We start from the raw sequence: 19,682 nt of genomic DNA, 5'->3' as shown, positions 1-19,682 counted from the left end.
GTTCGCGGGAGTGCATTGTCCGGGCCGAGCAGACTAAGGGTTTCCACCAGCATCAAAAATGACCTTTCGGTAGAATCCGAGCCTTCACTCGCCGACACTCGCGCCGCTCATTCCGACGACGCGCACCGCGCGACACACCGCACTCGCACCCTCCGCCATGCCTCTGCCCCTTCTCGCTCTCGCCATCGCCGCGTTCGGCATCGGCACGACCGAATTTGTCATCATGGGCCTGCTGCCCAACGTCGCGCGCGATCTCGCGGTATCGATTCCGGCGGCAGGCATGCTCGTTTCGGGCTATGCGCTCGGCGTGACCATCGGCGCGCCGATTCTTGCCGTCGTCACGGCGAAGATGCCGCGCAAGAAGGCGCTCATGGGGCTGATCGGCGTGTTTATCGTCGGCAATACGCTTTGCGCGCTCGCGCCGAATTACTGGGTGCTGATGGGCGCGCGTATCGTCACCGCGTTCTGTCATGGCGCTTTCTTTGGCATCGGCTCGGTGGTCGCCGCCGATCTGGTCGCGCCGAACCGCCGCGCGCAGGCCATCGCGCTGATGTTCACCGGCCTCACGCTTGCCAACGTGCTCGGCGTGCCGCTCGGCACCGCGCTCGGCCAAGCGGCCGGCTGGCGCGCGACCTTCTGGGTCGTGACCTTGATCGGCCTCGCCGCGGCGGGCGCGCTCGCGGTTTGCCTGCCGAAGCACATCGAGATGCGCGAGACCAGCATCCTGCGCGAATTCGACGTGCTCAAGAACCCGCAGGTGCTGATGGTGCTCGGCATCAGCGTGCTGGCTTCGGCGAGCCTGTTCTCGGTCTTTACCTACATCACGCCGATTCTCGAGGATGTCACCGGTTTCACGCCGCACGCCGTGACTTACGTGCTGCTGTTGTTCGGCCTCGGCCTCACGGTCGGCAGCACGCTTGGCGGCAAGCTCGCCGACTGGAAGCTGTTGCGCTCGCTGCTGACGTTTCTCCTGTCGATCGTCGTGATCCTCACGATTTTTGCGGGCACCATGCACGAACCGGTCTCGGCGATGATCACCATCTTCCTGTGGGGCGTGCTCGCGTTCGCGATCGTGCCGCCGCTGCAGATCCTGATCGTGAACCGCGCGAGCGATGCGCCCAATCTCGCCTCCACGCTCAACCAGGGCGCGTTCAATCTGGGCAACGCCACGGGCGCGTGGCTGGGCGGCTGCGTCATCAGCGCAGGCGCGCCGCTGACTTCGCTGCCGTGGGTCGGCGTGCTGATGGCGTGCTGCGCCTTTGCGCTCACGCTGCTTTCCGCGACGCTCGACAAGCGTGCGCGGCGCGTTGCGTTCGGGCAGGCCGCTTGAGGCTGCTGCCGATCCTCACGGGTTCTCGGCGAAGCGAGCGGCACGGCGGTATATGAAGGGCATTCTTTCTCGCGACTTTCTCGCGCTCATCCTGAGTGTCGCGGTGGTCGGCCTCGGGCTAGGCGCGACCATTCCGCTCACCGCGCTTGCACTCACGCAAGCCGGGTTCGGCACGGGCATCGTCGGCCTGATGACGGCGATGCAGGCAGGCGGCGGGCTGGCCGTCGCGCCTTTCGCAAGCCGCGTTGCGAGTCGGCTGGGCGCACGCGGGACGATTGTCGGGGCGGTGATCGTCGCAGCGTTCGCGACCATCGCGATGCAGTTCACCGTGAATCTGTGGCTATGGGCCGTGCTGCGCTTTCTATGCGGCGCGGCGCTGATGCTGCTATTTACCATTGGCGAAGCATGGGTCACGCAGCTCGCCGACGACTCCACGCGCGGGCGCGTCGTCGCCATTTACGCGACCAACTTCACTCTGTTTCAGATGACGGGGCCGGTGCTCGTCAGCGCCATCGGCGGCTGGACTTCGGCGCGCTTCGCCGTCTGCGGCGCGATCTTTCTGCTGGCGCTGCCCGCGCTCGCCTCGATTCGCGGCACGCCGCACACGCTTGCATCGCACGACGAACACGCTACCGCTGGCGACTGGCGGCATGTGTTGCCGCGCATGCCCGCGCTCGTGATCGGCACGGGTTTCTTCGCGCTCTTCGACACGCTCGCGCTTTCGCTGATGCCGCTCTTCGCAATCTCGCACGGCGTCGGCGCGGACGTGGGCGTGCTGTTCGCCTCCGCCATCCTGTTCGGCGATACGTTGATGCAGTTTCCCATCGGCTGGCTGGCGGACCGTATCGGGCGCACGAAGGTGCATGTCGGCGCGGGCGTGGTGGTCACGCTGCTGCTGCCGCTGCTGCCGTGGGCGGTCGAGTATCCGTGGTTGTGCTGGCCGCTCCTGTTCGTGACCGGCGCGGCGGCGGGCAGCGTCTATACGCTGTCGATCGTTGCGTGCGGCGAGCGCTTTCGCGGCACGGCGCTGGTGTCGGCGACGGCTATCGTCGGCGCTTCGTGGAGCGTGGCGAGTTTCGGCGGGCCGATCATCGCGGGGACATTGATGGATCGCGTGAGTCCGGATGCGCTGATTGGCGTGCTGGTGGTCGCGGCGGCGGCGTTTCTGGGCGCGGCGGCTTGGGAGAAGCGCGCTTCGACAGATGACGCTGATTGCGTTTCCTGAACGTCCAACGCACCGTCTTTCTGTCGGCGTCGGCTGCGAGCGCGCCACCGGATGCGTCGCCCTCGCAGGCATGGCGCACACGCCGTTACGCGCGGGCCTTCGTTCCACATCTGGATCGTGCCGACCGAAGGCCACGCGGCGGCATGGCGCGGCATCATGCGCCGGCGCCGGCTTCGCTTGAGGAATCAAGTCTCCATCACATCAAGCCGTCTGCGCCGCCCCACTTCGCTCCCGCCGCACGAAAGCCAGCACGCCAACCAGCAACGCCGAGCAAAACACCGGCAACGCCGCCGCATGAAAGAGCGACGCATTGCTCCATCCGAGCGCGATCATCTGTCCGCCGACGAGCGGCCCGATCACCGACCCCACGCGTCCGATGCCCAGACTCCAGCCGATGCCCGTGGACCGCAGCGAGGTCGGATAAAAATGCCCCGCGAGCGCATTCACCGCAGGCTGTCCACCGACGATGCAGAACCCGCCCGCAAACACCGCGACGAATAGCCAGAACTGCACGTGCGCCACGCCGCCGATCATCCCCACGCTCACCGCGCCCACGAGAAAGCAGGCCAGCAACACACGCACGAAGCCGAATCGTTCGATGAACCAGCCAAGCATGAGCGTGCCCACCACGCCGCCCGTCTGCAACAGCGTGCCGACCAGCACGGCCATGCCCGGCGAATATCCCGCATCGCGCATGACGGTCGGCAGCCAGTTCGAAGGAAGTACAGATCGATGAGATTCATGAAGCTGATCGCCCACAAGATCAGTGTGACCGGCCCGCGGCCCGCGCGGAACAGTTCGGCGACCGGCGCGCCCGAACTCGCTTTTTCGCGGACGACGAGCCGCGTCGAGGCATCGATGGCAAGCGACGGATCGAACTTCGCGAGCCAGTCGCGGGCGCGCGCCTCGCGGCCCTTCAACACGAGAAATTGCAGCGATTCAGGCAGTGCGATGACCATCCAAACCGCGAGCAACAAAGGCACCAGGCCGCCGACCCAGAACACCGAACGCCAGCCGAAAGCAGGGATCAGCGCCGCGCTCACGAAGCCGCCCAGCGCCGCGCCGAGCGTGAAGCCGCACGAGACGAGCATCATCCGCTTGACGCGATGCTCGGCCGTCGAGAACTCGCCGACCAGCGCCATTGCGTTCGGCATGATGCAGCCGAGGCCAAGACCCGTTACGAAACGCAAGGCCGTGAGCACCGGCAAGCTGTCGGTGAACGCGGTTGCGATCATCGAGACCGCGAAGAAAAACGTCGAGCCGATCAACACCGGCCTGCGCCCGATGCGATCCGCCAGCACCGACAAGCCGAGCGCGCCAAGCAGCATGCCGAAAAGACTCGCGCTGAAAACCGGCCCGAGCGCCGCCTTCGACACGTGCCAGTCCGCGATGACGGCCGGCGCGACGTAACCCATCGCTTGCGCGTCGAAGCCATCGATCACGAGGCATAGTCCGCACAACACGAGCAGCATCGCCTGGAAGCCGGGACGGTGCGCGTGGCCAAGCGCGCTCTCCACATCGACCGCATTCGCCATGTTCAATCCTTGAAATTATTGCGCGCCGCGAGGATGCGCCCCGCGCACTCGCCGAAACCAATGCGATAACCCTCGCCCTGACACCATCCGCGCAAGGTGACTTCATCGCCGTCCTGAAGGAACGCGCGCTCGCCGCCTTCGACGAGGCTCAACGGCCGTTGTCCGTTCCACGTGCTTTCGAGCAAACTGCCGCACGATTGCGGCGTCGCGCCACTGATGGTGCCGGAGCCCATGAGATCGCCCACGCGCGTATTGCAGCCCGATGCCGTGTGATGCGTAAGCTGCTGCGCCATCGACCAGTACATCAGCCTAAAATTGGTGCGCGAGATGGTCGTGGCGCGGCTCGCACCCTCCGGCCTCAGCGTCACTTCCAGGTCGATGTCGAACGCGTGCTCGCCCTCATGCCGCAGATACGCGAGCGGTTGCGGCTCTTGCACGGGCGTCGCGGTGCGGAAGGGTTCGAGCGCGTCGAGCGTGACGATCCACGGCGAAATGGTGGTCGCGAACCCTTTCGCGTTGAACGGTCCGAGCGGCACGTATTCCCATTGCTGGATGTCGCGCGCGCTCCAGTCGTTGAGCAGCACCATGCCGAAGATATGCGACTCCGCATCCGCGCAGGCAATCGGTTCGCCGAGCGCATTACCGCGCCCGATGATGAAACCCGTCTCCAGCTCGATATCCAGCTTGCGGCATGCGCCGAACACCGGCCGCTCTTCGTTGGGCGCTTTCAACTGGCCGTTCGGGCGGCGCACCGGCGTGCCGCTCACCACCACCGACGACGCGCGTCCGTTATAGCCGATCGGCATCTCGGACCAGTTCGGCAGCAGCGCATTCTTCGGATCGCGGAACATCGAGCCGACGTTGGTCGCGTGTTCCTTCGAGGAATAGAAGTCCGTGTAGCCGGGAATCTCGACGGGCAGATGGAGCGTTGCATCGGCGCGCGGAACGAGCGTGCGGCGGCGCAATGCGGAATCGTCGCGTAGCGTGGATGCGCCCTCTTGCAGCAGGCCGCCGAGCGCGCTGCGCACCGCGCGCCACGTATCGCGTCCGAGCGCGATGAAGTCGTTCAGACGCGGCGCGTTGAAGGTGCCGTGACCATCGACGAGACGCGCTTCTTCGAGCGCCGCCAGGTCCACGATCCAGTCGCCGATAGCCACACCCGCGCGCGGCCGCGGATTCACCGGGTCGCTGAAGATGCCAAACGGCAGGTTCTGGATCGGAAAGTCGCTCGCCGGATCATTGGCGGAGTCGAGCCAGCTTCTGAGTTGCGGCGCACGCGTCGCGTGAAGCGCGTCGTTCATCGTTGCTCCGGGTTGAAGTGTTTCGTGAGCCCTTGCCAGCACTCGTAGTAATGCGCCTGCAATTGCGCGGTTTCGAGCGCGAACTGCGTCGGCTTGATGAGCGTGCGCGTCTCGAACATGAAGGCGAGTGTGTCGCCGACCTTCGCGGGCTTCGAGGTATCGCTTCTCGATGCCTTTTCGAAGGTATCCGCGTCCGGCCCGTGTCCAGACATGCAGTTGTGCAGACTCGCGCCGCCCGGCAGGAAGCCCTCGGCCTTCGCGTCGTAGACACCATGCACGAGGCCCATGAATTCGCTCGCCACATTGCGATGGAACCAGGGCGGCCGGAACGTGTCCTCGGCGGCGAGCCAGCGCGGCGGAAAAATCACGAAGTCGATGCTATCGACGCCCGGCGTATCGCTCGGCGATTGCAGCACGAGAAAGATGGACGGATCGGGATGATCGAAGCTGATCGAACCGATGGCGTTGAAGTGGCGCAGGTCGTATTTGTACGGCGCGTAGTTGCCGTGCCATGCGACCACGTCGAGCGGCGAATGGCCGATATCCGCGCGCCACAGCACGCCGTTCATCTTGGCGATGAGTTCGAACGCGCCTTCGCGGTCCTCATAAGCCGCGTGCGGCGTGAGGAAATCACGCGGATTGGCGAGCCCGTTCGAACCGATAGGCCCGAGATCGGGCAGCTGCAGCAACGCGCCGAAGTTTTCGCAGATATAGCCGCGCGCTTCGCCATCCGGCAGCGCCACGGCAAAGCGCACGCCGCGCGGAATCACCGCGATCTCGAACGGCGCGATATCGAGCTTGCCGAGTTCAGTCCAGATCGCGAGCCGCCCTGCTTGCGGCACGATCAGCAATTCGCCGTCCGCGCTGTAGAAGAAGCGCTCGTGCATCGAACGGTTCGCCGCGTACAGATGAATCGCGCAGCCGCTCATGGATTCGGCGGCGCCGTTGCCGGCCATCGTCACCCAGCCGTCGACGAAATCGGTCGGCGCGGCGGGCATCGGCAGCGGGTCCCAACGCAACTGGTTCGGCGGCGTGGGCGGCACATCGGCGAAATTGGCGACGAGCCGCGCGCGCGAGGCATCGCCAGTCAATTGCACGAACGGCCGATGCACCGCCGCCGGCCGGATGCGGTACAGCCACGAGCGCCGGTTATGCGCGCGCGGCGCGGTAAAAGCCGTGCCGGAAAGCTGCTCCGCATAAAGACCGTAGGCCGCGCGCTGCGGCGAGTTACGGCCGATGGGCAGCGCGCCCGGCAACGCTTCGGTCGCGAAGTCGTTGGCGAAACCCGACTGATAGTGCGCGTTGGCGTCGGTATGCGTGTCGAACGTCGGCATGGTCGTGATCCTCGATGAGTGCCATCGCGTGGTATTTACGAATGGTAAAACCAATTACGTTTAGTGAAATTTGTCGTAAACCCTGAGCGTGGCTTATCCCACCCGCATATGAATATGTGAATTTGGCGCAAGCCACGGCGCCATGCGCTGGTACCATCGACGGAATTCGTCCCACATTGGAAGCCTTAACGTCGAACGCGCCATGATCACCCCGTCCGTGACTGAACTCGTCAACCGCGCCAAGGCGCATCCGTTTCTCGGCGCGCATATCGTGCTGGGCGAAGGCGAGCACGCGGGACAAGCGGTGGCGAACTATGGCGAGTTGCGTATTGCAAGCGCGTATGAGCCGATCTTCGATGTCGGCACGCATAGCTTTCCGCAGGTGTTGAGCGCGTCGCCCGAAAGCGCCGAGCGTTTCGGCGACGAACTCGGCGTGCAGGCGCAGACGCTGATCGAAGGCGATACTCCGCACGATCCCTTTGGCCAACTGGACAACGACCGCGAACTCGTCGCGCTCGACCGGTTATCGCGCGCGCTGCATGCGTTCAATTTCTTCGGCGCGCAAAAGCCCGGTCTGCTGTTTTTGCGCGTGCATGAGCGGTTATTGAAGAGCGTGAAGTACGACCACGGTCTGCACTTCTCGTCGGTGTTGCTGGAGTTCGGCGTGAATCCCGGACGCATCGTGATCGAATTGCCGGCGGCGGCCGTCGCGCACAAGACGTTTCTCGGCTACCTCATCAAAAGCTATCAGCGCTACGGTTTCAAGGTAGCGGGCAATCTGCCCAATGCCGGGCAGATCATGGCGGTATCGGACATGGCGCGGCTCGACTTCATCAAGATGGATGCGCGCGCCGCCTTGCGCGATTCCGTGGTCAAGCATCTGGTGGCGTATGCGCATAGGCTGCGCATTCCGCTCATCTTCAGCAATGTCGCCGATGCCGCGCAGTTCAATGCGCTCGAACAATACGACGTGCACTTCGTGCAAGGGCCGGTGTTCGACGCGCATCCCGGAGAATTGCGTTAGCTGTCGCTGCGCAGGCGATGCATCAGCGGCTTCAGCGCCGGATACAGATCGAGATAGACGCCGAAGCGGTCTCCATAAACGCGTTGCCGTGCTTCGTCCGGCTCTGCGCGATCCACGAGCGTGACCCAGCCGCCTTCCGCCGTTTCGCGTGAAATGAGATTGGCACCGAGCGCCGCGAGCAAGGCCGCGCCCATCGCCGCTTCGACTTCCTGTTCGATGGATTGCACGGGATAACCCGTTACATCCGCGATGATTTGCATCCACAGGTCAGAATGCGCCGCGCCGCCGACCACGATCAGCTTGTCATCCAGCGATTGCGCGCCGCGCCGCCCTGCTTCCATGTTGTGCTTCAACGCAAACGCGACGCCTTCGAGCACCGCGCGATAGAGCGTCGCGCGCGTGTGAAAGAGATTCAAGCCCACGAACGTGCCGCTCGCGTGGGCATCCCAGACGGGGCTGCGCTCGCCCATCAGATAAGGCAGGAACACGACGCCGTCCGAACCCGCCGCGACCTTGGCCGCCGCATCTTCGAGCAGCCGATGCGGATCGCCATCGGGTATTTGCTTGGCCGCCGCGATCTCGGCCTGACAGAACTGATCGCGATACCACGCGACGCACGCGCCGGCCGTGCTCGCGCCACCGAACACGTAGAGATCGCGCTTGCCGTTGTAGACGTGCGGCATGGAGACGAGACCGTGTTGCGCATCGACGCTCTGGTTGATGTAGCCCCAGCACATGCTCGTGCCGATCATCGCGACATGGTGACCCGCGCGCGTCACGCCCGCCGCGAAAGTGGCGACGGCCGCATCGACGCCGCCCGCGACGATCGGTGTGCCCGCCGCAAGCCCGAGCTTGTCCGCCCACTGCGGCAACAGCCCGCCCACGATCTCCGACGACTCGACGAGCCGCGCAGGCATCATCGACACGGGAATGCCGAGCATGTCGAGCGCTTCTTCCGACCACGCGCGGCGGCCGATGTCGTACACGCCGCCGATATTGCCCGCCGAGCTGTGATCGATCGCGAGTTCGCCCGTGAGGCGCTGGATGATGAACGCGTTCGGCGGCAGGAAATAGCGCGTCTTCTTCCAGACTTCCGGCTGCTGCTCGCGCATCCACAGAATTTTCGTGAAGCCGTAGTAGCTGTCGACGCCGTTGCCGGTGATCGCCTCGATGCGCGCCATATCCACGTTCTGCCGCACCCATTCGACTTGCGCGGTCGCGCGGCGATCCATCCAGATGAGGCACGGGTAAAGCGCTTCCATGTCGTCGTCGACGGGAATGCCCGAGCCGCCGTAGAGACTGCTCACGCAGACCGACTTAATCTGATCGGCCGCGACGCCCTTCGCGCGCGCTTTCGCGACGCAGCCGCTCAAGGCTTCGGTCACGGCATCGAACCAGACGGACGGCCATTGTTCCGCCCAGAGCGGCTTCGGTGTATCCGGATGATAGGCGGTCGAATGTTGCGCGATGATTGCGCCAGTCGTATCGACGAGAAGCGCCTTCGTGCTCTGCGTGCCGATGTCTATGCCGATCACGTAATCCATGCTTTGTCTCCGACTCGTATCTTTCTGTGTGGTTTGCCGCGTCATTGCCTATGGTTGATGCAGACCTTCGTTCAACGCCGGCCATGCTGACTATCCGGGTTATTCCCGATTCGTCCTGTAACGGCGCGCTGGGCTACGTCCGGCGCTTCAGCGCCGCTGCCGCGCGCGGCCGCATGCGGCACCGCGCCTTGACTTTCGCGATGCCCAATACGATCATTCGATCAACCAAAGAGCAAATGCTCACCACGGCTGCGTAAATTGTGAGCGCAAGGCGTCGCAAACGCAAACGGTCGTCCGCGAAGAACGGGCGCACATCCAATCAAAGGAAGCGAGACATGACGAGCGAAAACAATGTGATCCTGCACATCGGCGCGGGGTCTTTTCATCGCGCGCATCAGGCGTGGTACTTGAGCCGGCTGATCGAATCGGGCGATGCGAGCTGGTCGCTCGCCGTGGGCAACATTCGCGGCGACATGAACGCCGTGCTCGATGCGCTCGCCGCGCAAAACGGCGAGTACACGCTCGAAACCGTCACGCCGCAAGGCGAGCGCGACTACGAAACGGTGCGCTCCATCCGCCGCGTGATTCCCTGGACCGCCGATCTCGACGGGCTCATCGCGGCGGGCAGCGCGCCCGAATGCAAGATCGTATCGTTCACCGTCACCGAAGGCGGCTATTACCTCGACGAACACGACAAGCTCGAAACCGGCAACGTCGATCTCGCCGCCGACCTGAAAGGCGCGAAGACCACCATTTACGGTGCCATTGCCGCCATTCTCGACGCCCGCATGAAGAACGACGCGGGCAAGCTCTCGCTGCAGAACTGCGACAACCTGCGCAGCAACGGCGACCGCTTCAAGGCGGGCATGCTCGAATTCCTCGAACTGCGCGGCGAAACGCAATTGCGCGACTGGATGATCGCCAACACCTCGTGCCCGAACGCGATGGTCGACCGCATCACGCCGCGTCCGACACCCGATGTCGCGGAGCGCGTGAAAGCCGCGACGGGTTTCGACGACCGCGCGCCGATCATGGGCGAGAAGTTCATCCAGTGGGTGATCGAGGATCACTTCATCGCGGGAAGGCCCGCTTGGGAGAAGGTGGGCGCGGAGATGGTCGAGTCCGTGCTGCCGTACGAAGAGGCGAAGATCCGCATTCTCAACGCGAGTCATAGCTGCATTGCGTGGGCGGGAACGCTCGTCGGCCTGCAGTACATTCACGAAGGCACGCAGGACCTGGAGATTCGCGCTCTCGCCGAAGCCTATGTCACCGACGACGTCATCCCGTGCCTCACGCCTAGCCCGATCGATCTGGCGAAGTATCGCGATGTCGTGCTCGACCGCTTCAGCAATCCGTATATCAAGGACACGAATCAGCGCGTCGCCGCCGATGGCTTCTCGAAGCTGCCGGGCTTTATCGCGCCGACGCTCGCGGAATGTTTCGAGCGCGACGTCGATCCCGACTCGACCGCGATTCTGCCCGCGCTCTTCTTTCGCTTCCTCGAACGCTGGCACGAAGGCAAGCTGCCTTATACCTATCAGGATGGCGTGATGGACCCCGCCGTCGCGCATGGCTATTTCACGGCCGACGATCCGATCAAGGCCTTCGCCGGCGACAAGCTGCTCTGGGGCAGCATGGCGCAGACCGAGAGCCTGGAGCGCGTGCTGCGCGCGGCAATCGGGCGCGTCGATGCGTGGCTCAAGAACCGGCCTTGATTGGCTCGCTTGGGTGTTGTGCTCATGGCGCATTGAGGCGCACGGCGTTACATTAGCGCCTCCGGTTTTCTGCCGGGCTTCGCGCCTGGCTTCGACAAAGGTCCGTTCATGTATTTAGGTATCGACCTCGGCACCTCCGAAGTGAAAGTGCTGCTGCTCGCAAGCGACGGCAGTGTAATCGGCACGGCGGGCACGCCTTTTACGGTGTCGCGCCCGAAACCGCGCTGGTCCGAACAAAATCCGCTCGACTGGTGGGCAGGCACGCGCGCCGCCCTCTTCGCCTTGCGCGACAAGTTTCCGAAAGAGTTCGCGCAAGTGCGCGGCATCGGCCTGTCCGGGCAGATGCATGGCGCGGTGCTGCTCGATTCGAGCGATCGCGTGCTGCGCCCGGCCATCCTCTGGAACGACATGCGCAGCGACAAGGAGTGCGCCGAGCTTTACGAGCGCGCGCCGAATCTGCACGAGATCGCCGGTAATCTGGCGATGCCCGGTTTCACCGCGCCCAAGCTGCTCTGGGTCGCGCACAACGAGCCGGAAATCTTCCGGCAGACGGCTTGCGTGCTGTTGCCGAAGGATTATCTGCGCATGCATCTCACGGGCACGAAAGTGTCCGATCCATCCGATGCCGCCGGCACGCTTTGGCTCGATGTTGCGCGACGCGACTGGTCGGACGAACTGCTCGCCGCGTGCAGCATGACGCGGCAGCAGATGCCGAAGCTCACCGAGGGCAGCGAGCCTTCGGGCACCTTGCGTCCGGAACTCGCGCGTGAACTCGGCTTGCCCGATGGCGTCATCGTTGCGGCAGGCGGCGGCGACAATGCGGCGAGCGCGGTGGGAATCGGCGCAACCGAACCCGGCGATGGCTTCCTCTCGCTCGGCACGTCGGGCGTGTTGTGCGTGGTGGGCGATCGCTTCAGGCCCAATCCGGCATCGGCGGTGCATGCGTTTTGTCACGCCATTCCGGATCGCTGGCATCAGATGAGCGTGGTGTTGTCGGCGGCGAGTTGCCTGCGCTGGGTATGCAAGCTCACGTCCACCGACGAGCCCACGCTGCTTGCGGAAATCGAGGCGCTGCCCGCCGATGCCTTATCGACCGCGCCTTTGTTCCTGCCGTATTTGAGCGGCGAGCGCACGCCGCACAACGACCCTTACGCGCAGGGCGTGTTCTTCGGCATGACGCACGCCACCGATCGCGCCTTGCTCGGCTATTCGGTGCTGGAAGGCGTGACGCTCGCCCTGACCGATGGTCTCGACGCCCTGCAATCCGCGGGTACGGAAGCGCATGCCTTGTCGCTGCTTGGCGGCGGCGCGCGCAGTGCGTACTGGGGCCAAATGTTCGCCGATGCGCTCGATACGCCCACGCGCACGCACGGCGGCGGCGAGACGGGCGCGGCGCTCGGCGCTGCGCGGCTCGGCTGGCTCGCGGCGGGCGGCGATCCGGCGACGGTGCTGACCAAACCTGCCATCAAGCAAGAGTTCACGCCGAATGCCGAGCGCCACGCGGCGTTGCGCCAGCGGCTCAAGGGCTATCGCGAGCTGTATCAGCACGTGCGGCCGTTGTTCGATCCGGCGCGTCCGCGACTAGCCTGACGCCGAGAGACGTTCGAAAGCCGGCTGTTGCCGTTAAGCGGGCAGCCGGCTGTTTCGTTTTTCAAACGGCATTCATTGGCCGCCTTGCTTGGCCTGAACGCAGCGTTTCGGTCGTGCGGGTAAATATTCGGCGATGGTTTCCGACGATAAACCGCGCCGCGCGCTATAAAAAGAACTACAACTGAAGCAGACTCAATTCAACGACCGTGCCCAAGTCCAACGAAAAACTCGATCTGGCGACGCGCGCCGCGTGGCTCTACTACGTCGCGGGCAATACTCAGAATGAGATCGCCGAAAAACTGCAAATCTCGCGACCTGTCGCGCAGCGGCTCGTCGCCTTCGCGGTCGAAAAGAACCTGATTCGCGTGCGAGTCGATCATCAGATCGCCGATTGCCTTTCGCTTGCGAAGCAACTCAGCGACCGCTACGGACTCGCGATGTGCGAAGTGGTGCCCATCGACGGCGACAGCAACGAGCAAGTGGACCGCAAGCTCGCGGTAGCAGGCGCGCAGGTGATGGAACGCTATCTCGTCGATGAGAAACCGCTCGTCGTCTCCATCAGCAGCGGGCGCACGCTCAAGGCGGTGGTCGCGCAGATCGGGCAACTGGAGCGGCCGCAGCATCGGCTGGTGTCGCTCGTCGGCGCGATTGCGCACGATGGTTCGTCCAATCGCTACGACGTCGCGCAGCAGCTCTCCGAAAAGACCGGCGGCAAGCACTTCATGCTGCCCGCGCCGCTCATGGCCGATAGCGAAGCCGAGCGCGCGCAATGGTGCAATCACCGTCTTTATCGGATCGTGGATGCGCTCGCGCAGAAAGCGGACGTGGCTTTCGTCGGCATCGGCAATGTGGGCATCAATTGTCCGCTGCACGAGGACGGATTCATCTCGAACGCCGAAGTCCACGAGTTGATGAAAGCGGGCGCGGTGGCGGAACTGCTCGGCCTGCCGATCGATGCGAACGGAGCGCGCGTCGATTCGAAAACCGGCGCGCGCGCGACGAGCCTCAGGATCGATTCGCCGCCGAAACGGCCGACCATCGGCTTTGCCGGCGGCGAGCGCAAGCGCGCGGCGCTGGTCGCGGCGTTGAAGGGGAAGTGGTTGTCTGGATTGGTGACAGATGAGCTTTGCGCGCGCGCGGCGCTGGCGGCTTGAATCGCTCGTCCCATGACGCCGGCGTCCACGCGAGACACCGGCGCCACTGCGGAGATCAAGCCCGCGCCACGCTCGGCACAGCCAATTCCGGATGCTCCACGAGATAAGCTTCCACCACGTGCCGCCTGAACGCGATGCCGTCCGCGTTGAACAGATGGCAGTGTTCCGGCGACGCGCCCACCTTCAGCTTCTCGCCCCGCGTGTGCTTTTCCAAGGGCGGAATCCGCGAGATCAAGCCGTCCGGCGCCACCGATGTCTCCGCGTACAGATAAGCCGCGTCGCCGAGCGTTTCCACGGTCATCGTCGAAGCGGACACGCCGTATTCCGAAACGTTCGGCTGTAACGCTTCCGGACGAATGCCGATAGTCACCGCATCGCCGGGCTTGGCATTGCCTGGCAGCACGCCGGCCAGTTGCGTCTCGCCGGTGGAATACTTCACGAGCACGCCATCGTCCTGAATGCGCTCGACCGTGCCCGAGAGAAAGTTCATCTTCGGCGAGCCGATAAAACCCGCCACGAACTTGTTGGCCGGCGCGTGATACAGCGTGTTGGGCGTGCCGACCTGCTCGATATTGCCCGCCGAGAGCACCACGATCTTGTCCGCCAGCGTCATTGCTTCGACCTGATCGTGGGTCACGTAGATCATCGTCGTCTTGAGATCGTCGTGCAGGCGCGCGAATTCCAGGCGCATCTTCACGCGCAACGCGGCGTCGAGATTGGAAAGCGGTTCGTCGAAGAGAAACACTTTCGGCTTGCGCGTGATCGCGCGACCAATCGCCACGCGCTGGCGCTGCCCGCCCGACAACTGCTTCGGCTTGCGGTCCAGCAAGTGATCGATATGCAAGATCTTCGCGGCGTTCTTCACGGCCGCATCGATCGCGGGCTTCTTCTCGCCCGCGAGCTTGAGTCCGAACGCCATGTTGTCGTAGAGCGTCATGTGCGGATAGAGCGCGTACGACTGAAACACCATCGCAATGCCGCGCTTCGCGGGCGGCAACTCGTTCACGCGCACGCCGTCGATCGACAGATCGCCGCCGCTGATCTCCTCCAGCCCCGCGATCATGCGCATCAGCGTGGACTTGCCACAGCCCGACGGTCCGACGAACACGACGAACTCGCCGTCGTTGATATCGAGGTTGACGCTCTTCATCACCTCGGTGTCTTCATATCGCTTGTTGATGTTACGCAGTGTCAGACTAGCCATGATCCGTCTCCATGTTTCTTTGTTTGCGACGCTTAGCCGAGCCTCTTTTCAAGGCGTCTCGAAGGTCGCATGCTGCAGCCATTGTTCGACGAGTGCGGGCAAGCGCGCCATGTCGTCGAAGACGACTTCCGCGCCCGCGCGCTTCAACGCGCCGATCTGTCCTTCCGTCGCATGTCCTCCGCCGATGAACCCCAGCACCTGCATGCCCGCCGCGCGCGCCGCCGTCACGCCGGTCACGCTGTCCTCCACCACGAGGCAGCGCAACGGGTCGACCTTCAACGCGCGCGCCGCCGCTAAATACACGTCGGGCGCAGGCTTCGGGTTCGCCACCATGTCCGCCGTGAAGCGCCTGTCGCCGAAAAACTGCACGAGGCCCGTGCGATTCAGGACGGTATCCACGTAAGCCGCGAAGCTGTTGCTCGCGCATGCCTTGGTGAGCGGCACGGCGGCAAGCGCCTCGGCGATGCCCGCGACCGGCGGCGCTTCTACCGCCGCCGCTTCGACCGCGCGGCGGATCGACATGATCTGATCCTGCGTGAGCGTGCGGTTCACGGTGTCCGCCGCGCTCGCGAGCACGGCTTCGATGCGCAAGCCGAGCAGCGGCATCACCACGGGTTCGATATCGACGCCTGGCCACAGCGTCTGCAATTCCGTGACGAGCATGCGCGCCGCCACGGCTTCGCTGTCGATGAGCACGCCGTCGCAGTCGCAGATCATCAGTCGATCTGCGAGCGCGGCTTCTCTGGAAGGTGTCAGGTTCACTGGGTACGCCTCACTTCACCGCGCCGAAGGTCAGGCCGCGCACCAGTTGCTTCTGCGAGAGCCAGCCGACGATGAGAATCGGCGCGACGGCAAGCAGCGACGCCGCCGAAAGCTTGGCCCAGAACAAGCCTTCTGGACTCGAATACGACGCGATGAACACGGTAAGCGGCGCCGCATTCGAGCTCGACAGGTTGATGCTCCAGAACGCCTCGTTCCAAGAGAGGATCACGAGCAGGAGACCGGTCGATGCCAGTCCCGGCAGCGACATCGGCATGAGCAGATAGACGATCTCCTGCCACGTCGTCGCGCCGTCTATGCGTCCCGCTTCGAGAATGTCGCGCGGCACTTCGTTGAAGTAAGTGAACGCCATCCACACGGCAATCGGCAAATTGATCAGCGTGTACACGATGATGAGACCCGACACCGTATCGAGCAGGCCCGTGTTCTTCCACAACAGATAGATCGGCACCAGCACGCCGACCGACGGCATCATCTTCGTGGAGAGCATCCACAGCAGCACTTTCTGCGTCTTCTTCGTGGGGAAGAAGGCCATCGCGTAGGCGCAGGGCACGGCGAGCAACAGGCAGATCACCGTGACGCCCAGCGAGATCAGCACCGAGTTGAGCGCGAAGCCCCAGTAGTTGCTGCGCGCAAAGACCTCGCGGAAGCTGTCGAGCGTCGGCGTGAAGAAAAGCGACGACGAGTATGCCTGCTGCTCGGTCTTGAACGCGGTGATCGTCATCCAGAAGATTGGGAAAAACAACAGGATCGAAACGATCCACGCCACGATGCCGGGCACGATGCGCTTCACATGTTCGAACACGGGCACGGGCGGCCTGGTGGAAACCGGTTGAGTGCTCATGACTCGTACTCCCCTTTGAGGTTCTTCGCGAGCATTCTCACGAGGAAGAACGCAACCACGTTCGCGAGGATCACCGCGAGGATGCCGCCCGCCGATGCGAGACCGACATCGAACTGCTGCAGGCCGAGCGCATAGATGAGATACGACAGGTTGGTGGTCGCGGTGCCCGGACCGCCGCCGGTGGTCGTATAGATTTCAGCGAAGATCGACAGCAGGAAGATGGTTTCCATCATCACGACGACGGCGATTGCGCGACGCAAGTGCGGCAGCGTGATGAAGAAGAACATGGCGAACGGACCCGCGCCGTCGATGCGCGCCGCTTCCTTCTGCTCCTGATCGAGCGACTGGATCGCCGTGAAGAGAATCAGGAACGCGAACGGCAGCCATTGCCACGACACGATCATGATGACCGCGAAGAGCGGATAGTCTGCGAACCAGTCGATCGGCTGCATGCCCATGGAACGCATCAGCGAGGCCACCAGGCCATACACCGGGTGCAGGATCATGTTCTTCCAGATCAGCGCGGACACCGTCGGCATGACGAAGAACGGCGCAATCACCAGAAGCCGCGCAATGCCCTGCCCGATGAACTTGCGGTCGAACAGCACGGCGAGCAGCACGCCGCCTATCACCGTGATGCCGAGCGTCGAGCCGATCAGGGTCAGCGTATGGCCAATGGACGGGCCGAACGCCGGGTCGGTGGCGAGGAACTCGTAGTTATCGAAGCCCGCGAAACCCTTTACATCGGGATTGAGCAAGTTGTAGCGCGAGAACGAAAACCAGATCGTCATCGCGAGCGGGATCGCCATCCACAAGAACAGGAGACCGGTCGAGGGCGTGATCAGCCAGCGCACCGACTTCGCGCGCTTCTTGTCGCGCTCGGCCGCGGACTCCTGGTAGTGGTCGGAGATAGGGGGATTCAGTTGACTCATCGTGACACCTCTCGATGATTGACCGGCCGCGCATCTTCGGAGGGCGAAGACGCGCGGCCTGCGAACTACGTGACTTACTTCTGATAGCCCGCCTGTTTCACTGCGCGATCGGCTGCCGCGTTGGCGGCCTTGAGCGCGCTATCGACGCTGCCCTGATTCGCGACGACGCCGGCGATGGACTGACCGACCACCGTGCCGAACGACTGGAACTCGGGGATGCCCACGAACTGGATGCCGCTATACGGCACCTTCTTGAGCGACGCATCGTTCGGATTGGCGCTTTCGATCGCCGCCAGCACGAAGTCGCCGAACGGCGCGGCCTGTTTGTACTCGGGGCGCGCGTAGGTGGACTTGCGCGTGCCCGGCGGCACCGAGGCCCAGCCCTCGTCCTTGCCGACCATTTCGATATATTCCTTCGACGTGGCCCACGCGGCGAACTTCTTCGCGGCGTCCTGCTGCTTCGACGTCTTCGGGATCGCGAGCGACCACGACCACAGCCAGTGCGAGCCCTTCGGCGTCACGGCGATCGGCGCGGCGGCAAAGCCGATCTTGTCCGAGACCTGCGACTGCGCCTTGTTGTAGAGCATGCCGGCGGCAACCGTCGCGTCGATCCACATTGCGCACTTGCCCGAGGACATCAGCGTGAGGTTTTCGTTGAAGCCGTTGGAGCTTGCTCCCGGAGGGCCGTCGGCCTTGAGCAAGTCCGCATAGAACGACACGGCCTTGTGCCATTCGGGCGAATCGAGCTGCGCCTTCCATTGTTCGTCGAACCAGCGGCCGCCGAAGGTGTTCACCACCGTCGAAACGAAAGCCATGTTCTCGCCCCAGCCTGCCTTGCCGCGCAGGCAGATGCCGTATTGGCCCTTGGCCTTGTCGGTCAGCTTGTCGGCGAATTGCTTGATCTGATCGTAGGTCGGCTGATCGGGCATCTTGAGGCCGGCCGCGTCGAACAGATCCTTACGGTAATAGGTCATCGAGCTTTCGACGTAGAACGGCAGCGCATAGAGCTGGCCGTTGTACGAGAGACCGTCGCGGGCGGTTTTCACCACGTCGTCGAGATCGTAGTTCGCGGGCAGATTGGCCATCGGCGTGAGCCAGCCACGCTTGCCCCACTGCGGCGCTTCGTACGTGCCGATGGTGAGCACGTCGAACTGGCCGCTGTTGGTCGTGATGTCGGTGGTGGCGCGCTGACGCAGCACGTTTTCCTCGAGAATCACCCACTTCAGCTGGATGTCCGGATTGGCCTTCTCGAACGCGGGCGAGAGCTTCTTCAGCTCGATCATGTCCGGGTTGTTGAGCGTGGCCACCGTGATGGTGGTCGCTGCTTGCGCAGGCGGCACGAAGGCCGCGCTTGCCGCGATGAGCGATGCGACGACGCCGGTCACGGCAAGCTGTGCACGCGGCTCTGTCCGAACGATAGTGTGGATGCGTTTCATTGTGGTGCGTCTCCTTTTTTGTTGGCATGGGCGCCATGCGGGAAACAGGCCGTGCGGCGATGTCTTCGATGCCGTCGGTGCCTGTCTCGCAAGCGCCGGTGTGCCGCTGCCTGCTGCCTCAGGGATGCGCGATGGATATCGCGTGGATTCCGGTTTTGCTTCGGGTTTCCTTTTGAATCTTCGCTGCGGTATCGCCTCTTACCTTTCGCTGCCTTCTTTGGTCTTGCGCCCTACCTTGCGTGCTCATCGTGCCGTTTCACTATAGACGGTGCGCCTCGCGCTGCAAGGGCCGTCAACTCGTCCGCTTGCCGCTTTTCGACGCTGAGCTTGCGGGCCATGATGTCGTTGACCGCGAAGACATGGCCGTGGATATCCCGCGATTTGCCGAGGATTGGGTGCATGTCGATGAGCGCCGCGTGACTGAAGGGAATGTCAATACCGCCTGAACGCTCGACGGTTTTGGCGACGATGCGCTCGAACACATGCACGCGTTCGCCAGCGTCTTCGGAGCGCCGACGGAGTTCGCTCTCGTCTTCGACCACGAGCTTCGCGCCTTCTTCAAGAAAAGACCGCGCCACCGCTTCGCCAATACCACTCGTGGCAACCGTGATGATCGCCACCTTGTCGCTCAATCTCACCGACATCTCCGAGATTTTTGTTTGGTTCGAAGTGAGCGAACGCTCTGGCTTCGATCAATTGCTCTTTGTGTGGTCGAATGATCGGCGTTGTGTAGA

General features: G+C 63.6%; 16 protein-coding genes and 1 pseudogene. 7 read left to right on the top strand and 10 right to left on the bottom strand.

Annotated elements, in window-relative coordinates; genetic code table 11:
• The first annotated feature begins 157 nt into the window (after window positions 1–157).
• Together LDZ28_RS02660 and LDZ28_RS02655 are read left to right on the top strand one after the other, a co-directional pair.
• Entirely contained in the window at window positions 158–1,330 is a 1,173-nt protein-coding gene (locus tag LDZ28_RS02660) for an MFS transporter (protein ID WP_244827189.1), read from the top strand.
• Between the two features lie 52 nt (window positions 1,331–1,382).
• Entirely contained in the window at window positions 1,383–2,555 is a 1,173-nt protein-coding gene (locus LDZ28_RS02655) for an MFS transporter (RefSeq protein ID WP_244827188.1), read from the top strand.
• 201 nt (window positions 2,556–2,756) lie between these two features.
• On the opposite strand, the pseudogene LDZ28_RS02650 reads toward LDZ28_RS02655, so the two are convergent.
• The 3 genes and pseudogenes from LDZ28_RS02650 to hmgA all read right to left on the bottom strand — a co-directional run bounded on the left by LDZ28_RS02650 (window position 2,757) and on the right by hmgA (window position 6,725).
• Window positions 2,757–4,090 (bottom strand): annotated as a pseudogene (locus tag LDZ28_RS02650) (MFS transporter).
• A gap of 2 nt (window positions 4,091–4,092) precedes the next feature.
• Window positions 4,093–5,391 (bottom strand): fumarylacetoacetase, encoded by a 1,299-nt coding sequence (fahA, locus tag LDZ28_RS02645; protein ID WP_244827187.1) that lies wholly within the window; start codon window positions 5,389–5,391, stop codon window positions 4,093–4,095.
• Window positions 5,388–6,725, bottom strand: a complete 1,338-nt coding sequence (hmgA, locus tag LDZ28_RS02640; RefSeq protein WP_244827186.1) for a homogentisate 1,2-dioxygenase — start codon at window positions 6,723–6,725, stop codon at window positions 5,388–5,390. Before hmgA ends, fahA begins: the two co-directional genes overlap by 4 nt.
• Before the next feature lie 202 nt (window positions 6,726–6,927).
• Here hmgA and LDZ28_RS02635 point away from each other — a divergent pair, with 202 nt between their 5' ends.
• Window positions 6,928–7,749 carry an EAL domain-containing protein gene (locus tag LDZ28_RS02635; RefSeq protein WP_244827185.1) on the top strand — a complete coding sequence of 274 codons (822 nt, stop codon included), beginning with the start codon at window positions 6,928–6,930 and terminating at the stop codon, window positions 7,747–7,749.
• On the opposite strand, the gene LDZ28_RS02630 is transcribed toward LDZ28_RS02635, so the two are convergent.
• Window positions 7,746–9,293, bottom strand: coding sequence for an FGGY-family carbohydrate kinase (locus LDZ28_RS02630; protein ID WP_244827184.1), 1,548 nt, complete (start codon window positions 9,291–9,293; stop codon window positions 7,746–7,748). The genes LDZ28_RS02635 and LDZ28_RS02630 overlap by 4 nt on opposite strands.
• Window positions 9,294–9,343: 50 nt before the next feature.
• Between LDZ28_RS02630 and LDZ28_RS02625 the strand changes: the two genes are divergently transcribed.
• The 4 genes from LDZ28_RS02625 (at window position 9,344) to LDZ28_RS02610 (ending at window position 13,752) form a co-directional block, all read left to right on the top strand.
• Window positions 9,344–9,550 carry a hypothetical protein gene (locus LDZ28_RS02625; protein WP_244827183.1) on the top strand — a complete coding sequence of 69 codons (207 nt, stop codon included), beginning with the start codon at window positions 9,344–9,346 and terminating at the stop codon, window positions 9,548–9,550.
• A 78-nt stretch (window positions 9,551–9,628) separates the two neighbouring features.
• Window positions 9,629–11,008, top strand: coding sequence for a D-arabinitol 4-dehydrogenase (gene dalD / locus LDZ28_RS02620; RefSeq protein WP_244827182.1), 1,380 nt, complete (start codon window positions 9,629–9,631; stop codon window positions 11,006–11,008).
• Between the two features lie 108 nt (window positions 11,009–11,116).
• The gene (xylB, locus tag LDZ28_RS02615; protein ID WP_244827181.1) at window positions 11,117–12,598 is read left to right on the top strand and encodes a xylulokinase; all 1,482 of its coding nucleotides are present in this window, start codon (window positions 11,117–11,119) and stop codon (window positions 12,596–12,598) included.
• 206 nt (window positions 12,599–12,804) lie between these two features.
• Window positions 12,805–13,752 (top strand): sugar-binding transcriptional regulator, encoded by a 948-nt coding sequence (locus LDZ28_RS02610; protein ID WP_244827180.1) that lies wholly within the window; start codon window positions 12,805–12,807, stop codon window positions 13,750–13,752.
• Between the two features lie 55 nt (window positions 13,753–13,807).
• On the opposite strand, the gene LDZ28_RS02605 is transcribed toward LDZ28_RS02610, so the two are convergent.
• The 6 genes from LDZ28_RS02605 to LDZ28_RS02580 form a co-directional block, all read right to left on the bottom strand.
• Window positions 13,808–14,956 carry an ABC transporter ATP-binding protein gene (locus LDZ28_RS02605; protein WP_244827179.1) on the bottom strand — a complete coding sequence of 383 codons (1,149 nt, stop codon included), beginning with the start codon at window positions 14,954–14,956 and terminating at the stop codon, window positions 13,808–13,810.
• Window positions 14,957–15,004: 48 nt separating this feature from the next.
• Entirely contained in the window at window positions 15,005–15,673 is a 669-nt protein-coding gene (locus LDZ28_RS02600) for an HAD family phosphatase (RefSeq protein ID WP_244827969.1), read from the bottom strand.
• Window positions 15,674–15,728: 55 nt separating this feature from the next.
• Window positions 15,729–16,580, bottom strand: a complete 852-nt coding sequence (locus LDZ28_RS02595) for a carbohydrate ABC transporter permease (protein ID WP_244827178.1) — start codon at window positions 16,578–16,580, stop codon at window positions 15,729–15,731.
• Window positions 16,577–17,512 carry a carbohydrate ABC transporter permease gene (locus LDZ28_RS02590; protein ID WP_244827177.1) on the bottom strand — a complete coding sequence of 312 codons (936 nt, stop codon included), beginning with the start codon at window positions 17,510–17,512 and terminating at the stop codon, window positions 16,577–16,579. The genes LDZ28_RS02595 and LDZ28_RS02590 overlap by 4 nt, the downstream gene beginning before the upstream one ends.
• Before the next feature lie 74 nt (window positions 17,513–17,586).
• Window positions 17,587–18,948, bottom strand: a complete 1,362-nt coding sequence (locus LDZ28_RS02585; RefSeq protein WP_244827176.1) for a sugar ABC transporter substrate-binding protein — start codon at window positions 18,946–18,948, stop codon at window positions 17,587–17,589.
• A 230-nt stretch (window positions 18,949–19,178) separates the two neighbouring features.
• The gene (locus LDZ28_RS02580) at window positions 19,179–19,586 is read right to left on the bottom strand and encodes an SDR family NAD(P)-dependent oxidoreductase (protein ID WP_244827175.1); all 408 of its coding nucleotides are present in this window, start codon (window positions 19,584–19,586) and stop codon (window positions 19,179–19,181) included.
• Between the last annotated feature and the right edge of the window lie 96 nt (window positions 19,587–19,682).

The organism is Caballeronia sp. TF1N1, from assembly GCF_022878925.1.
GTDB lineage: Bacteria > Pseudomonadota > Gammaproteobacteria > Burkholderiales > Burkholderiaceae > Caballeronia.
Note: the sequence above shows the minus strand (reverse complement) of the source record. Positions and strands in the feature narration are given on the sequence as shown.

Bases quoted from the DNA above. Each gene is read 5' to 3' on its own strand.
- dalD (WP_244827182.1), top strand. From the start codon at position 9,629: ATGACGAGCGAAAACAATGTGATCCTGCACATCGGCGCGGGGTCTTTT.
- LDZ28_RS02600 (WP_244827969.1), bottom strand. From the start codon at position 15,673: ATGATCTGCGACTGCGACGGCGTGCTCATCGACAGCGAAGCCGTGGCG.
- LDZ28_RS02625 (WP_244827183.1), top strand. From the start codon at position 9,344: ATGGTTGATGCAGACCTTCGTTCAACGCCGGCCATGCTGACTATCCGG.
- LDZ28_RS02595 (WP_244827178.1), bottom strand. From the start codon at position 16,580: ATGAGCACTCAACCGGTTTCCACCAGGCCGCCCGTGCCCGTGTTCGAA.
- LDZ28_RS02585 (WP_244827176.1), bottom strand. From the start codon at position 18,948: ATGAAACGCATCCACACTATCGTTCGGACAGAGCCGCGTGCACAGCTT.
- LDZ28_RS02630 (WP_244827184.1), bottom strand. From the start codon at position 9,293: ATGGATTACGTGATCGGCATAGACATCGGCACGCAGAGCACGAAGGCG.
- LDZ28_RS02590 (WP_244827177.1), bottom strand. From the start codon at position 17,512: ATGAGTCAACTGAATCCCCCTATCTCCGACCACTACCAGGAGTCCGCG.
- hmgA (WP_244827186.1), bottom strand. From the start codon at position 6,725: ATGCCGACGTTCGACACGCATACCGACGCCAACGCGCACTATCAGTCG.
- LDZ28_RS02660 (WP_244827189.1), top strand. From the start codon at position 158: ATGCCTCTGCCCCTTCTCGCTCTCGCCATCGCCGCGTTCGGCATCGGC.
- LDZ28_RS02605 (WP_244827179.1), bottom strand. From the start codon at position 14,956: ATGGCTAGTCTGACACTGCGTAACATCAACAAGCGATATGAAGACACC.
- fahA (WP_244827187.1), bottom strand. From the start codon at position 5,391: ATGAACGACGCGCTTCACGCGACGCGTGCGCCGCAACTCAGAAGCTGG.
- xylB (WP_244827181.1), top strand. From the start codon at position 11,117: ATGTATTTAGGTATCGACCTCGGCACCTCCGAAGTGAAAGTGCTGCTG.
- LDZ28_RS02635 (WP_244827185.1), top strand. From the start codon at position 6,928: ATGATCACCCCGTCCGTGACTGAACTCGTCAACCGCGCCAAGGCGCAT.
- LDZ28_RS02655 (WP_244827188.1), top strand. From the start codon at position 1,383: ATGAAGGGCATTCTTTCTCGCGACTTTCTCGCGCTCATCCTGAGTGTC.